The sequence below is a fragment of the Paraburkholderia phymatum STM815 genome (assembly GCF_000020045.1).
Lineage (GTDB): Bacteria > Pseudomonadota > Gammaproteobacteria > Burkholderiales > Burkholderiaceae > Paraburkholderia > Paraburkholderia phymatum.
Map to the genome: position 1 here is coordinate 1,247,187 of NC_010623.1, position 14,410 is coordinate 1,261,596.

11 protein-coding genes are annotated in these 14,410 nt (G+C 61.8%); 7 read left to right on the forward strand and 4 right to left on the reverse strand.

Features of this window, described 5'->3' with window-relative positions:
• The first annotated feature begins 109 nt into the window (after positions 1-109).
• From BPHY_RS21410 to BPHY_RS21420, 3 genes are read left to right on the forward strand one after another with little or no spacing between them, the layout of a single operon-like run.
• Positions 110-1,396: an MFS transporter gene (locus BPHY_RS21410; protein WP_012403547.1), complete on the forward strand. Its 1,287-nt coding sequence runs from the start codon at positions 110-112 to the stop codon at positions 1,394-1,396.
• Positions 1,397-1,418: 22 nt separating this feature from the next.
• A complete protein-coding gene (locus BPHY_RS21415) occupies positions 1,419-2,162 on the forward strand; it encodes a 2-keto-4-pentenoate hydratase (RefSeq protein WP_176061909.1) in 744 nt (247 codons plus the stop codon).
• A 35-nt stretch (positions 2,163-2,197) separates the two neighbouring features.
• The gene (locus BPHY_RS21420; protein ID WP_012403549.1) at positions 2,198-5,215 is read left to right on the forward strand and encodes an FAD-binding and (Fe-S)-binding domain-containing protein; all 3,018 of its coding nucleotides are present in this window, start codon (positions 2,198-2,200) and stop codon (positions 5,213-5,215) included.
• Positions 5,216-5,721: 506 nt separating this feature from the next.
• Here BPHY_RS21420 and BPHY_RS21425 read toward each other — a convergent pair.
• Both BPHY_RS21425 and BPHY_RS21430 read right to left on the reverse strand, forming a co-directional pair.
• Positions 5,722-6,846, reverse strand: coding sequence for an aminotransferase (locus BPHY_RS21425; RefSeq protein ID WP_012403550.1), 1,125 nt, complete (start codon positions 6,844-6,846; stop codon positions 5,722-5,724).
• Positions 6,847-7,060: 214 nt separating this feature from the next.
• A complete protein-coding gene (locus BPHY_RS21430; protein ID WP_208459139.1) occupies positions 7,061-7,984 on the reverse strand; it encodes a helix-turn-helix domain-containing protein in 924 nt (307 codons plus the stop codon).
• A 165-nt stretch (positions 7,985-8,149) separates the two neighbouring features.
• On the opposite strand from BPHY_RS21430, the gene BPHY_RS21435 reads away from it, so the two are divergent.
• The 4 genes from BPHY_RS21435 to BPHY_RS21450 all read left to right on the forward strand — a co-directional run bounded on the left by BPHY_RS21435 (position 8,150) and on the right by BPHY_RS21450 (position 12,578).
• Entirely contained in the window at positions 8,150-9,049 is a 900-nt protein-coding gene (locus BPHY_RS21435; protein ID WP_012403552.1) for a DMT family transporter, read from the forward strand.
• A gap of 231 nt (positions 9,050-9,280) precedes the next feature.
• Positions 9,281-11,470 (forward strand): NHL repeat-containing protein, encoded by a 2,190-nt coding sequence (locus BPHY_RS21440; RefSeq protein ID WP_012403553.1) that lies wholly within the window; start codon positions 9,281-9,283, stop codon positions 11,468-11,470.
• A 151-nt stretch (positions 11,471-11,621) separates the two neighbouring features.
• Entirely contained in the window at positions 11,622-11,876 is a 255-nt protein-coding gene (locus tag BPHY_RS21445; protein ID WP_012403554.1) for a hypothetical protein, read from the forward strand.
• A 102-nt stretch (positions 11,877-11,978) separates the two neighbouring features.
• A complete protein-coding gene (locus BPHY_RS21450; RefSeq protein ID WP_012403555.1) occupies positions 11,979-12,578 on the forward strand; it encodes a LysE family translocator in 600 nt (199 codons plus the stop codon).
• A gap of 17 nt (positions 12,579-12,595) precedes the next feature.
• On the opposite strand, the gene BPHY_RS21455 is transcribed toward BPHY_RS21450, so the two are convergent.
• Complete coding sequence (locus tag BPHY_RS21455; protein ID WP_012403556.1) at positions 12,596-13,810, reverse strand: winged helix-turn-helix domain-containing protein; 1,215 nt, start codon at positions 13,808-13,810, stop codon at positions 12,596-12,598.
• Between the two features lie 168 nt (positions 13,811-13,978).
• Entirely contained in the window at positions 13,979-14,272 is a 294-nt protein-coding gene (locus BPHY_RS21460) for a hypothetical protein (protein ID WP_012403557.1), read from the reverse strand.
• Positions 14,273-14,410 lie beyond the last annotated feature (138 nt).

Sequence of the window (14,410 nt, forward strand, 5' to 3'; positions counted from 1 at the left end):
CCACAGACGCGACCAACGCCAACGGCAGACCCTGCAGACGGCGGCTCGCGCGGCATGAAGGCCGAACAAGCCGCGCGAACAAGCCGTCCACCAGCAACGGAGACAGACGATGAAGCGGTTTCGTGTGAACAGTGCGACCAGTATCGTTCTACTGATGCTATGCATCATGTACTTCATCACCTACCTTGACCGCGTCAACGTCAGCACGGCGGCAGCGGGCTTCGGCAAGGAGTTTCATCTTTCGCATACGGAAATCGGCCTTGTGTTCTCGGCCTTTGCGTATCCGTATCTTGTGTTTCAGATCATTGGCGGCTGGGTGAGCGACCGGTTCGGCGCGAAGCGCACACTGATTGCTTGCGGCGCGATCTGGGCCTTCGCGACGCTATTGACGGGCTTCGCAGGCGGTCTCGTTTCGCTGCTGTTTGCACGCGTGCTGCTCGGCTTTGGCGAAGGCGCGACGTTCCCGGCCGCGACGGCCGCGATGTCGCGCTGGGTCGCGAAAGAAAAGCGCGGCTTTGCGCAGGGAATCACGCATGCGGCGGCGCGCATCGGCAATGCGGTAGCGCCTGGCGTGATCGTGCTCGTGATGACGACGTGGGGTTGGCGCGAATCGTTCTATATCTGCGGTGCGTTCAGTCTGCTGTGGGTCGTGGTCTGGGCGATGACATTTGCAGAGCATCCGAAAGAGCATCGCCGCATCACGCAGGCCGAACTCGACGTGCTGCCTGCGCCTAAACCCAAAGCTCCCAACCTGCCGTGGAAAGCACTCTTCAAGCGCATGGCGCCCGTGACGGTCGTGTACTTCTGCTATGGCTGGACGTTGTGGCTGTTCCTCAGCTGGATTCCGCAGTACTTCCTGCATAGCTATCACCTCGATCTGAAGAAGTCAGCGGTATTTGCCTCGGCTGTGTTCTTCGCAGGCGTGATCGGCGATACGCTGGGCGGAATCGTTACCGACAAGGTGTTCGAACGCACGGGCAACCTCCGCCGAGCGCGCAGCTGGATGGTGTCGATCTGCATGCTGCTCACGCTTGCGTCGCTGGTGCCGTTGATGCTTACGCACAACCTGTATGTATCGATGGTGTGCCTGTCGGCGGGCTTCTTCTTCGCCGAGATGACGATCGGCCCGATGTGGGCGATCCCGATGGACATCGCACCCGAATACTCGGGCACCGCGAGCGGCATGATGAACACGGGTTCGGCGCTCGCCGCGATTATTTCGCCCGTGCTTTCCGGGTACCTGATCGATACGTTCGGCAACTGGGAGTTGCCGTTCGCGGGCAGCATGCTGCTGATGGCCATCGGCGTCGTGCTCGCATTCCGCATGCAACCGGAAAGCCGCTTCGCGGTCGGCACTGAGCCGGCCGCACAACCCGCCACACGCTTCAATGCGTGAATTCGCCAACGTCCGACCCACCATGCTCATCCAACAACTTGCCGACGCGCGCGCCGATCATACGACGCTCGCGTCGCTTCCTCCCGAGCTCATTCCCGCCGACCTGAGCGCTGCTTACGCGATCCAGCATGCGTTGCTGGCGACGCGCGGCGCGCGCATCGGCGGCTGGAAGATCGGCGCCAAATCTGCCGATGGCGCGATTCAAGGCGCGCCGCTGCCCGCGACCGATCTGCATGCCGATGGCGCGCGTCTGCCGCGTGAGCATTACAAGCCGCTCGGTCTCGAACTGGAAGTCGCGTTTCGTTTCGGGCGGAGCTTCGAACCTGCTGCGAATGCCTATCATGAAGTGGAAGTGCTCGACGCAATCGAGTCGATGGCAGCGACCATCGAAATCGTCGCGAGCCGCTATGCGCAGTGGCCGAACGTAGACAAGCTCGCACAACTCGCCGATCTGCAGAATCACGGCGCGTTGATCGTTGGCGAGTTCACGCATTACCGGCGCGATTTTCCATTCGTGTCGCCCGCGCTGAGCTTTTCTTTCGAAGGACAGGACGTGGTGAAGGCAACGCCGTCCAATCCGTGCGGCGACCCGCGCCGTCTGTTGACGTGGCTCGTCAACCACTGCACGCAGCATCATCGCGTTGCAGTGACGCCCGACATGATCGTCACGACGGGTTCCTATACGGGCATGTTCTTCCCGCAGCATGCGGGCACCGCGCGCGGGCATATCGAAGGGCTCGGGCCCGTCAGCGTCACGCTCGAATAGTCCCGCATTTCAAGCCATTTTGTGGATCGCAGCACATGTCGAACGCCACCTTGCTAACCAAACCGATTTATCTGGTGCCCTCGGCGGCGCGCATGAGTACGCCGCTGGCGAACCGGCTGCGCAAGGAATTGCGCGGCGACGTACTGTTCGATGCGGCAAGCCGCGGGCGCTATTCGACGGATGCGTCGATCTATCAGATCATGCCGATCGGCGTGGTCGTGCCGCGCGATCAGGATGACCTGCGCGTCGCGCTCGACATTGCGCGCAGCGAGAACGTGCCGCTGCTCGCGCGCGGCGCGGGTTCGAGCCAGTGCGGGCAGACGGTCGGGGAAGCGCTCGTCATCGATACAAGCAAATGGCTCAATCAGGTCGTCGCTTTCGACAAGGACATGCTTACGGTGACGGTCGAACCCGGCATCGTGCTCGATCATCTGAACGCGTGGCTGAAGCCGCACGGCCTGTGGTTTCCCGTGGATGTATCGACGGCTGCGCAATGCACGATTGGCGGGATGGCGGGCAACAACTCGTGCGGCTCTCGTTCCATCGAATACGGCAACATGGTTCACAACGTCGAGGCGATCGACGCGATTTTGGCGGACGGCGCGCAGGCGCGTTTCGCTTCGCTGCGCGAGGAGCAGCAGGACGCGCGCTTGCAGCAGATTGTCGAGGGCGTGAAGGCGATAGCGCAGCGCGAGCGCGACGAGATTGTCGCGCAGGTGCCGAAAGTGCTGCGACGCGTGGCGGGCTACAACATCGATCTGTTCGATTGCCAGAATCCGCGCGCCTATACCGACGATGGCTTCGCGAACCTCGCGCACCTGCTCGTCGGTTCGGAAGGCACGCTCGCGTTCAGCCGACAGCTCACGCTGAGGCTGTCACCGTTGCCCGCGCACAAGATGCTGGGCGTCGTGAACTTTCCGACGTTCTGGCAGGCGATGGATCTGACGCAGCACATCGTCAAGCTCAAGCCTGTCGCCGTCGAGCTGGTCGATCGCACGATGATCGATCTGGCGATGAGCAATCCGGCGTTTCGTCCGGTGATCGAGAAGGCGTTGGTCGGCAGGCCGGAAGCGATTCTGCTTGTCGAATTCGCGGGCGAGAACCGCGACGAGCAGTTCGCGTCGCTGAAGCAACTGACCGAGCTGATGGCCGATCTCGGCTTGCCGGATTCCGTCGTACAGATGCCCGATGCCGCTGAACAGAAGGCGCTGTGGGAAGTGCGCAAGGCCGGTCTGAACATCATGATGAGCATGAAGGGCGATGGCAAGCCGGTGTCGTTCATCGAGGATTGCGCGGTGCCGCTCGAACATCTGGCCGAATACACGAGCCGGTTGACGGAAGTGTTCCATCGCAATGGCACGGAAGGCACGTGGTACGCGCACGCGAGCGTCGGCACGCTGCACGTGCGGCCCATTCTCGACATGCGTCGCGACGGCGCGCACAAGATGCGTGCGATCGCCGAAGAAGCTGCGGCGCTCGTGCGCGAATACAAGGGTGCGTATTCGGGCGAGCATGGCGATGGACTGTGCCGTGGCGAATGGGTTGCATGGCAATATGGTCCGCGCATCAACCGTGCGTTCAGCGAAATCAAGGCGCTGTTCGATCCTGATAACCGGATGAATCCGGACAAGATCGTGCGTCCGCCGAAGATGGACGATGCACGCAACTTCCGTTTCGCGCCCGGTTACAAGGAACGCGCGCTGACGCCGGCGCTCGACTGGTCGGTGTGGAATGTCGAGCGCGATCCGATGACGGGTGTGGAGAGCGCACCGGGTGCAGGCAGCGATCTGGCGGGCGGTCTCGCGAAAGCCGTCGAGATGTGCAACAACAATGGTCATTGCCGCAAGTTCGATGCCGGCACGATGTGTCCGAGCTACCGCGTGACGAAGGATGAGCAGCACGTGACGCGCGGACGCGCCAATACGTTGCGGCTGGCGTTGTCGGGGCAGCTTGGCGATGAAGGTCTCGCGAGCCAGGAAGTGAAGGACACGCTCGACTTGTGCGTTTCGTGCAAAGGCTGCAAGCGCGATTGCCCGACGGGCATCGACATGGCGAAGTTCAAGATCGAGGCACGTGCCGCGTGGGCGCAAAAGCATGGCCTGCGTTTGCGGGAAAAGATGATTGCATTCATGCCGCGCTATGCCGCGATCGCGGGCACCATGCCGTGGTTGTTCGCGTTTGCGGGCGGGTTGCCCTGGTTCAAACGTGCGGTGGGGTGGGCGCCGCAGCGCTCGTTGCCGCGGTTCGTCAAACCGTTTCTCGGCAGTGCCGATGTAAAGGCCTTTGCATCTTCAACGGGTGCACAAAGCGCTCAAAAGGAAGTGCTGCTCTTCGTCGATACGTTCAATAACAGTATCGAACCGGAGAACGCCCGCGCCGCGCAACAGGTACTCGAAGCGGCAGGTTATACCGTGCACTTCAACACGCGTGCGGGGGAGCGTCCGCTTTGCTGCGGCAGAACTTTTCTGGCCGCGGGGCTTGTCGATGAAGCAAAGCGCGAGGCGCGCAGGATGCTCGATGCGTTCAGGCCGTTCGTCGAGCGCGGCATAGCCGTTGTCGGGTTGGAGCCTTCTTGTCTATTGTCGTTGCGGGATGAGTTTTTGCAGTATGGCCTTGGTGAAGAGGCGGCGCGCTTGTCAAAGTTCGCTATGTTGTTCGAGGAGTTTCTGGTGCGCGAGCATAAGGCGGGTCGACTGACGCTCGAGTTGAAGCCGCTCGGGCACGCGGACAAGGCGCTGCTGCATGGGCATTGTCATCAGAAGGCATTCGATGCTTTTTCGCCTGTGCAGACTGTGTTGAAGTGGATTCCCGGATTAAAAGTATCGACGGTTGAATCGTCATGCTGCGGGATGGCGGGGAGCTTTGGGTATGAGGCCGAGCACTATGGGGCTTCGATGGCGATGGCCGAGTTGTCGTTGTTGCCCGCTGTGCGAGATGTCGACGCGACCACCATCGTGGTGGCGGACGGCACGAGTTGCCGGCATCAAATTCGTGATGGGGCAGGGGTTGAGGCTGTGCACGTTGCAAGGGTGTTGGCGAGTGCCTTGAAATAGCGATGTTTTTTGTCTGCGACGCCGCCGTCATGTTTGCTTTCTCGGCGCGGGTTACGCCTTTTGGGGTTTGGTTTTGGCTTCTTGCTGGCATCCGCGTTTTGTCTTTGGTTTTCTGGCGTTGCCCCTGTGCGGGGCGGCACCTACGTTTCTTTGCCGCGGCAAAGAAATGTAGGCAAAAGAAAGCCGCTCACACCGCCGGCCCGTGTGTTTGCCCACGGGCCCCCCACTTCCCCGTCCCGTTTGCGGCAACGCTTTTTCAGGTGCATTGCCAACGTGCTAACTGACGCCTCACCCGCTTCACATGCCCGCGTCACGACCTGCCTTGCCAGGAAGTCACGGTCGCCCAGGTGGCAAACTGTGTGTAGGCCGTCGCGATCGAAGCACACCACTCCGGACTGAAAATCGGGATCGGTGCCGTAGGATCGGCAACGCATGCGGTGCGACCTGGCAACGTCAGGAAACCAGAGGCAAAACGCGGATGCCCGTGAACAACCTGGACCGAGTTTTCACCGCCCGATATCGCGCAGATATCCAGAAACCCTCTCAAGCCCTTGCACAAGAACATCGTGCGCATTCGCATACCCAACGCGAACATAACCTTCGACATCAAGCGCGCTGCCGGGCGTCAACATCACCCCAGTCTTATCGAGTAAAGAAACACAAAACTCTCGAGACGTCATGTCGACATTGACACGCACAAGAGCAGTGGTACCAGACTTCGGCTTCACATAAGAAAGCAAAGGCTCAGCGGAGATCCAGGCATCCAGTACCGCCAGGTTGCTCCGCAAAATCCCGTGATTCCGCTCAAGAATCGCACCGCGATTCTCCAACGCAATCGACGCCAGCAGATCATTCAACATCCCCACACTAATCGTGTTGTAGTCGCGGTGAATCTGCACACGATGAATCAGTTCGACGGGCGCAACGATCCACCCCAGCCGCAAGCCCGCCAGCGACCACGTCTTCGACATGCTGCCCGTGCTGATGCCTTTTTCGTACACGTCCGCAATCGATGCTGTAAAGCCGTCGCCCTCCTGATCTGTGCCTCGGTACACCTCGTCGCTCAAAACGTACGCGCCACATCCGCGCGCGATTCCAGCAATCCGTTCGAGAAACGCACGATCCATCAGCGAGCCCGTCGGATTGTTCGGGTTGTTGATCGCGATGACACGTGTGGTCGGCTTCACCATGCGCTTCAGTTCATCGAGATCGGGCAGGTACCCGTTTTCCTCGCGCAAACGCAAAATCTCGACGTTCGCGCCGTAGCTCTCCGGAATCGAATAATGCTGCTGGTAAGTGGGGAGCACCGAAATCACATGATCGCCCGGTTCGACGAGCGTTTCATAGACAAGCGCGTTCGCGCCGATCGCGCCGTGCGTGATCAGCACATTGCACACCGCCTGCTTCTCATACAGCGACGCAACGTTACTGCGCAGACGCTCGCTGCCGTCGATCGCGCCATACGTCAGCTTCATCGGCAGCATCTCATCGAGCAGCGCCTCTTCCTTGCACGCGATTTTCAACAGTTGCCCCAGCGTCAGCGATTCGACACACGTTTCAGCAAGATTCAGCTGGCAATGGTTCTCGTACTGATCCATCCAACGTTCGACTCCGAATTCCCTGATTTGCATTTCTGTCCTCAAGTGAAAGCAGTGGCGTTGGCGCCCCTTATCAGCCGTACGGGGCGCAAGTCGATTGCAGCCGAGTGTAGACTAATTGTCTCAGATAGACAAACTGGATTTCCGATGAAAAGCGAACGCGCGCAAAACGGCGGCGTTCGCGCGATTCATCAAAACAGTAAGACAAGGTACGCCGCGACTGAACCGCCGCATGGGGCGAAAAGAATCAGCCCGCGCGCAGCGCCCGACGGTAGACCGCAGGCGTGACGCCGACGCCCTGGCGGAAGCGATGGCTGAAATGGCTTGCATTTGCGTAGCCGCATTGCGTCGCGATGTCGGCGAGCGGCAATGCCGTCGTGCGCAGCAGCGTGCGTGCGCGTTCCAGCCGTTGCAGCGCGATCCAGGCATGCGGCGGCAGGCCGAACGACGTGCGGAACATCCGCGCAAGATGGAATTCGGATAGATTCGCGACGCCAGCCAGATCGCCGAGCGTCAGCGGCTGCGTCAGATGGTGGTCGATGTAGTCGCGCAGACGGCGGCGCGTTGCCACCGCGAGGCCGCCTTTGAGCACCGCGTCCGTGCGATTCACGCCTTGCGAACGCAACAACAGGCTCAAAATTTCATGCGATGTTTCGTTGGCCCGCAGACGGCCATCGGCGTCGTCCCATGCATTCTTCGCGAGCGACTGGCAGAGCGCCGCGATGCGTTCATCCTCGAAATACGTGCGGTCCGCGAGTGTCAGTTCGCGTGGCTCGCGGTCGAGTTCACGCACCGCGCGCTGCGTGAAGTGCTCGGGCAGAAAATACAGATGCATGAAGTGCATGTGGCCTCGCACCCACCAGCGCGATTCGTGGTCGCCAGGCAGGGCGCACAGGCGGCTCGGCGCGCCGTAGCGGCCCGGCAGTTTCTGGCGCTCGGTGCGATAGCCGCCGTCCAGATAGCACGACAACGTGTGATGGCCGGGCTGCTCGTAGACCGTTTCGGCTTCCCTGGTTTCGCGCGTCCAGATCGCAATGGCGAGCTGATCGCCCAGCCACGCAAAGCGATCAAGCGTGGCGTTGCACTCGCTCAGCGTCTGGCAGACCGAATGCAGGCCGAACGGCGGATCGCCAGGGTCGGTCGTGACGAGGTGGGATGTGTTCACGTGCATGCGGCGAAGCGGACAGGTGCTCGAAGGGCGGTGCGATAACACCGAGTATACGTGCAGCATGGTCTGCGCTTCCGGTGCCCTGTCGAAAGTGCGCAATTCTGGACAATCGAACGGGCGTCCGTACGCGCATAGTCGGATCACCCCGTATTGTCTGGCTCTCTGGCGATGAACCTGTTTCTTTATGTTGTGACTGTGCTGATCTGGGGTACGACCTGGATCGCGATCAAGTGGCAGCTCGGCGTAGTGCCGGCGCCTGTTTCGATTGCATGCCGCTTCTGGCTTGCGGCAATCGTGCTGTTCGCGCTGCTGAAGATCATGCGGCGCCCGCTCTGGCCGCCTCGCGCCGCGTGGCGTTTCCTCGCAGCGCAGGGGCTCGCGCTCTTTTGCGTCAACTTCCTGTGCTTCTACTATGCGGAAAGCGTCGTGCCTAGCGGCCTCGTCGCCGTCGTGTTCTCGACCGCGCCGCTTCTGAACTCGCTCAACGGCCGGCTTGTCATGGGCCGTCCGCTGCAGCCGACGGCCATCGTCGGCGCGGTGCTCGGTCTCGCGGGCATCGTGTGCCTGTCGCTGCAGCAGATGGCCGGCCACCTCGGCGATCACGCCGCATGGCTCGGTCTTGCAGTCGCATTCGCGGGCACGATGTGCTTTTCGGCGGGAAATCTGCTGTCAAGCCGCATGCAGTCGATGGGTCTGCATCCCATCGTCACCAATAGCTGGGCGATGTTGATCGGCGCGAGCGTGCTGACACTCGGCAGCCTGGCCGCGGGCCTGCCGTTCGCGCTCGACACGGACGCGCGCTATCTGGGCGCGCTCGTCTACCTTGCCGTGCCCGGCTCGGTGATCGGCTTTACCGCGTATCTGATGCTGGTGGGACGCATCGGGCCCGAGCGTGCCGCGTATTGCACGGTGCTGTTTCCTTTCGTCGCGCTGGCTGTATCGACGGTGTTCGAAGGCTACCGATGGTCGGCGCTTGCCGTCTTCGGCCTCGTGCTGGTGGTAGCGGGCAACCTCGTCGCGTTCGGCGTAACGAAGCGGTTCTCCGTGCGGCGCACACACGCCGCTTGATGTTCTTAAGCTAATGCGAATTCAATTCAAATAAAAGCATAAAAAATAACCGATTGAATTATTTATAAAAAGCGGTCGTCTCGCGATCTGAGAAGATAGTCAACACAATAATCTTATCCCATGCGAATTGGATTTCGATTCGTGCGGAATGGTAAATGCTGATCGACACGTGCATTGCCGAATTGCGCATGCACTGTCTGCGTTTGCTAATGATGTGCTTCTCGCAAGGACATGACCGTGAAAGTTTCGACGCGCTTCGCTGCCGTGCTGATTGCGCTTGGCAGCCTGATTTCGATTGGCGCTGCTGCGCAATCGCAATTGACCTACACCACCTCCTGGATAGGCAATACCTTCGGCTTCGGCGATGGCAAATGGATGCAACAGGACATTCAGGCAATTAACGTCGCGCCCGATGGAACGGTATTCACCAATTCGCCGTGGGACGAAAGCGGAAGCGAGATCGCCGCATATAAAAATGGAGACAAGATTGCCGTCGCGGGTGCGACGCATGGATGGGGCGCAGCGGGCGGCGACGCGATCGCATCGAATCACACGTACGTCTACGCGGCGATGTCGATCGGCAATCAGAACAACCGGCTGGTCGGCGCGGATTATCCGCCAGCCGGGACGACGTGGTTCGGCATCACGCGCCGCCTGCTCTCGAACATTGCCGTGGGCGCACCGTTCGACAGCGGTATCGGCAACAGCGCAAACACCACCAAGAACAGCTTTCTGCGCGTCAACGCAATCGCGACGGGCACGGATGCGGGCCTTCGCGGGCTGGCGGCGACGGACGCCGAACTGTATGCGTCGGACACTTACGGCAACCAGATCATCGTGTTCGACGCGAACACGATGCGCCGCTTGCGTTCATGGAGCGTCGCGGCACCCGGACGCATCGCGATCGATACCGATTCATCCGTCTGGGTCATGAGCGGCGTCGGCACGGCGAGCATCAGCGTGCTGCATTATTCGTCGACGGGCGCGCCGCTGCCGGGCACGGTCGCGTTGCCCACTGGCGCTGTGCCGGCGGACATCGCCATTTCTCCCGCAGGACAGATTCTGATCGCCGATAACGGCGCGAGGCAGCAAGTGCTCGTCTACGCCAAAACGGCATCGGGCGCGACGCAGCAGACGGGCGTGCTCGGCACGTTGTATGGCATCTTCCACGACCCGAAGGGCACACCCGGCGCGTGGCGCTTCAACGGCGTCACGGGTGTGGGTTTCGACCAGGCGGGAAACTTCTTCGTCGCGCAGAACGGCGAAGGGCCGCGCCCGCTCGCGTCGGCGACGGTCGGGCAGGGTGCCGTGCTCGAGAGCTACAAATATCCCACGCGCAGCCTGAACTGGCAGTTGCAAGGGCTGACGTTCGTCGATGCCGCGGCCTTCGATCCCGCGTCGCCGAACAGCGTCTACACCGGCTCAAAGCGCTTCACGATGGACTATGCACAGCCGCCGGGGCACGAATGGAAATACGCAGGCTTCACGCTGGACCGTTTCGATTTCCCCGACGATCCCGCGTTTCATCAGCCGCGCGGCGTGCGCGGTGAACCGATGGTGCGGCGGATCAACGGCCAGCCGTATCTGTTCACACTCGATCCGGGCGCGCACTACCTGAATGTATATCGCTTCGATGCCGCGCACGACGAAGTCGCGATTCCGTCCGGTCTCCTCGCGCAGAATCCGCTGCCGGGCAGCTGGCCCGCCGGCCAGCCGACATATGGCGAATGGATGTGGCGCGATACGGACGGCGACGGCCATGTCGACGCCAGCGAGATCACGGGTAATCCGTCGACGGGCAGCACCGTCGGAAACGGCTTCTGGTGGGTCGATGCGCCGGGCAATGTGTGGCTCGCGACGCCCGCGAGCGGCATCCGCGAAATGCCGTTGCAGGGCTTCGATAGCGTCGGCAATCCCGTCTATACGTATGCAAGCTCGAAGATGTTTCCGATGCCCGCGCCGTTCAGTCGCATCGCGCGGATTGTCTATATCGCCGGGACTGACACGATGTATGTATCCGGCTACACGAGCAGCCTGCCGTGGGACGCGACGCACTGGAAAGAGGCGGGACGCATCCTCGTGCGCTACGACAACTGGAGTTCGGGCACACCCACTCCCGTCTACACGATCGAACTGCCGTGGAATGCGAGCAGCAACCCGCAAGTGACACCCGTTGGCGTGGCCGTGGCGGACGACTATGTGTTTGTCGCCGAGTTGTACACGCCGAAGGTCGATGTGTATGACGCACGTTCGGGACAGATGGTCGGCTACATGACGCCTGGCGCCGCGGTCGGCAATACGACGGGCTGGGTCGATGTGTATCTCGGCATCAGCGCGGTGCGGCGCGACAACGGCGAGTATGTGGTGCTGCTGGAAGACGACGCGCGCGCGAAAATTCTGATGTATCGCTGGACGCCCTGAGCGTGGCATGAACTCATTCTGATCGTCGTCAGTCGAACCTGAAAGGTCGCAGGTGATGCCGTCTGTGCGAATAGACGACACCTCGCGATCGGTATATATATAGCGGCAGAGTCCCTTTGCCGACAGACCAGAACAGGAGCGACGATTCATCATGACGCCCGATCCGGACAAGCATGACACTGGCGCACAGCCCGACCTCCAACACCTCGACGCAGCCGTCTCGCATGTGAACGAGATGGTGTCGTCGGGCAACATTGCCGTCAGCGCGGCACGGGGCATTCTGTATAGCCTGATCGAAACGCTCGGCGCGCTGGTCGGCGACCCGGACCTGCCCGAGCATGCGCGTTCCGGCTACGAAGGTCTGCTCGAGACGGCGCGCGAATTGCGCGTGAAGCTCGATCGCTAAGCCTGTACCACGCTGCGCGCGAATATGCTTTTGACAGAATTCGGCGCTGTCGCGCGACTGTGATACAAAGGGCGCTCGTTTCGACGCGCCCTTTTTCTTTTGATGCTTTCCACTTCCGATACCGCGCTTCTCGCGCTCGGCATCACGATCGTGCTGCTGACGCCAGGCCCGACGAACACGCTGCTGGCGGCCGCCGGTTTGCGCCAGGGCGCGCGCCGCTCGTTGCCGCTGATCGGCGCGGAACTGGCCGGCTACTTCGTGTCGATCTCGGTCTGGGGCCGTTTCATCGTCCACGCGGCGCATACGCTGCCGTGGCTGCCTTCCGCGCTGCGCGTTGCGAGCGGTCTGTACATCGCGTATCTCGCCATCGATATGTGGCGCGCCGCCGTCGCGTTGCCCGACTCGGCGCCGCGCACGAGCGGTCCGCGCGCGCTGTTCGTCGCGACGCTGCTGAATCCGAAGGCGTTGCTGTTCGCGGGTACGATCTTCCCTGCAATTGCGTTCGAGAATGCTGGCTGCTATGCGTTCGCGATGTCACTCTTCGCATGCCTGCTCCTGCCTATCGCGTTCGCGTGGATCAGCTTCGGCGCGGCGCTTGGCAGCGGCAAGCTGAGATGGCTCGATCCCGTAAAGATCCAGCGCGCGGCGTCGATTGTGCTGGGGATGTTCTCATTGTCGCTCGCGTGGGCTGCGCTGCACTGATTGCGTAGCAGGCGCGGTTAGTCGCCAGTGGCGGCGAGGGCTGCTGCCAGTCCGTCCGGTGCCGATGTGATCTGCAGTTGCGGCGTGCCGTGCCACTCGGCGCAGCGCAGCAGCGCGCGCCGCAAGTCTGCTATGAGCCGCCCGCTCACGCGCACGCCGGGCTCCAGATGCAGCGCCTTTAATTCGAACACGCCGTTCGCGCGATGCGCCTTCGCATCGACGCGCCCGATCAACTTGCCGCGATGCAGGATCGGCAGCACGTAATAGCCATATCTGCGCTTCGCGGCGGGCACGTAGCATTCGATCACGTAATCGAAATCGAACAGGGCCGCCGCGCGCTTGCGGTCCCAGACGACGGGATCGAACGGCGACAAAAGCGTCGTGACTGTCGATGACAACTGCCCGTTGGAGGCAGTGTCGATCATCGGCGCGAAGTCGCGATGCACGAAGGTCGGCTGCTTCCATCCTTCGACGCTCACGGGCGTCAGTTCGCCTGCGTCGGCGAGCTGCTGGAGCGCGTCGGCGTACGGGCGGCGCGGCATCCGGTAGTAATCCGCGACCCAGTCCGCGCGCACCACGCCCAGCGCACGACAGGTGCGCCGCAGCAGTTCGCCCGCGACGGTGTCGGCCGGTTGCAGGTCGCGCGCATCGTTCCAGTGTGGCAGCACGCGCTCAGTCACGTCGTACACGCGTTGAAAATTGCGCCGCTCCGCGACCATCAGTTCGCCGATCGCGAACAGCACTTCGAGATGCCGCTTCTCCGGTTTCCAGTCCCACCAGCCATTGCCTTTGCCCGCTTCGCGGGCGAAATCCGCCGAGCGGACGGGCCCCATGGCGCGAATCTGCGCAAGGAGCTCGTCTATCTCCGAGCGGTATTGCGTGTGCCAGTCGGCGGCGTATTTCCAGCCCATGTCGCTCGGATCGAGCATCCGGTGACGCATCAGGCCGTAATCCTCGATGGGCAAAAAACACGCTTCGTGCGACCAGTATTCGAAGAGCGCGCCTTCAGCGAGATGCTCGTCGAGCCATTGGCGCTGATACGCGCCGAGCCGGCTGAACAACACGAGATACGGACTGCGCGCGACGACATGAATGGTGTCGATCTGCAATTGCGCCATCTGCCGGATGGCGTCGAGCACATCGGCTTTGGTCGCCTTGCGGCGCGGGGGCGCGAGCAGGCCTTGCGCGGCCAGATGCAGAGTGCGGGCGGCAGAGAGGGGCAGTGTGATCACGCGATGGATGTCATGGCGATCCGGGCGGCGTCGAATGAACGCTGAAGCGCCCGGCAGGAAGGCATGGCGTCGCCGTCATGCCCGACTTGTCCGCTACTGTAGCGTGAGCGGCGAAAACGCACTGCCAGATGCGCTTCGCCGTGTCTTGAGCGACATTACCCGCAGGCGTTACCAGCGGCCGTGATGCCGGCCTTCCCCGCGATACCGCCCGTGATCGTGCCAGTGCGGCCGGCCCCAATACCCGCGCCGATAGCCGCCGCCATATCCGCCGTAGCCGCCGTAATAGACGGGCGGCGGCGCGTAGACCACGGGCGGCGGCGGCGCATACACGACAGGCGGCGGTGCATAGAAGGGCGCGGGCGCACCGAGATACACGCCGACGCCGACATCCGCCGATGCCGCCGTCGACATGCACACAGCGGCCACACCGAAAGCCGCAAAAAACATCGCACGTTTGTTCATGCTGTTCTCCTATCCCTTGCAGAGCGGGCTTCAGCGCTTGCGCTCCCGTCCTGCGGCTGTGCCTGACCGGACGCTGACTGAATCTTACGAAACAGAAAGGATGACAGGTGCAAGCAGACGGTCGCTTGTGTAACAACC

Bases quoted from the DNA above. Each gene is read 5' to 3' on its own strand.
- BPHY_RS21425 (WP_012403550.1), bottom strand. From the start codon at position 6,846: ATGCAAATCAGGGAATTCGGAGTCGAACGTTGGATGGATCAGTACGAG.
- BPHY_RS21435 (WP_012403552.1), top strand. From the start codon at position 8,150: ATGAACCTGTTTCTTTATGTTGTGACTGTGCTGATCTGGGGTACGACC.
- BPHY_RS21430 (WP_208459139.1), bottom strand. From the start codon at position 7,984: ATGCACGTGAACACATCCCACCTCGTCACGACCGACCCTGGCGATCCG.
- BPHY_RS21440 (WP_012403553.1), top strand. From the start codon at position 9,281: ATGACCGTGAAAGTTTCGACGCGCTTCGCTGCCGTGCTGATTGCGCTT.
- BPHY_RS21415 (WP_176061909.1), top strand. From the start codon at position 1,419: ATGCTCATCCAACAACTTGCCGACGCGCGCGCCGATCATACGACGCTC.
- BPHY_RS21445 (WP_012403554.1), top strand. From the start codon at position 11,622: ATGACGCCCGATCCGGACAAGCATGACACTGGCGCACAGCCCGACCTC.
- BPHY_RS21450 (WP_012403555.1), top strand. From the start codon at position 11,979: ATGCTTTCCACTTCCGATACCGCGCTTCTCGCGCTCGGCATCACGATC.
- BPHY_RS21460 (WP_012403557.1), bottom strand. From the start codon at position 14,272: ATGAACAAACGTGCGATGTTTTTTGCGGCTTTCGGTGTGGCCGCTGTG.
- BPHY_RS21410 (WP_012403547.1), top strand. From the start codon at position 110: ATGAAGCGGTTTCGTGTGAACAGTGCGACCAGTATCGTTCTACTGATG.
- BPHY_RS21420 (WP_012403549.1), top strand. From the start codon at position 2,198: ATGTCGAACGCCACCTTGCTAACCAAACCGATTTATCTGGTGCCCTCG.